1 protein-coding gene is annotated in these 207 nt (G+C 45.9%); it reads left to right on the top strand.

Features of this window, described 5'->3' with window-relative positions; genetic code table 11:
* Positions 1–182 (top strand): putative quinol monooxygenase (locus tag AB4486_RS27080; RefSeq protein ID WP_372119868.1); only part of this gene is annotated, 182 nt, incomplete at its 5' end.
* Positions 183–207 lie beyond the last annotated feature (25 nt).

The following is a 207-nucleotide window of genomic DNA, read 5'->3' on the forward strand; positions in this document are numbered from 1 at the left end:
GCATTAACTACGACCTTCACCAAGATAACGAGAACCCAGCACACTTCATGTTCTACGAGAACTGGACTTCACGTGAACTTTGGCAGACACACATGGCAAACACGCACCTAGCCGAGTACATGGCAGCAACAGAAGGCTCAGTGGCAAGCTTCACGCTAAACGAAATGACGCAAATCGCATAAATAGTTTTTGATTCTGTAGTGTTTG

The sequence above is a fragment of the Vibrio sp. 10N.222.55.C6 genome, from assembly GCF_041473395.1.
Taxonomy (GTDB): Bacteria; Pseudomonadota; Gammaproteobacteria; order Enterobacterales; family Vibrionaceae; genus Vibrio; species Vibrio crassostreae_C.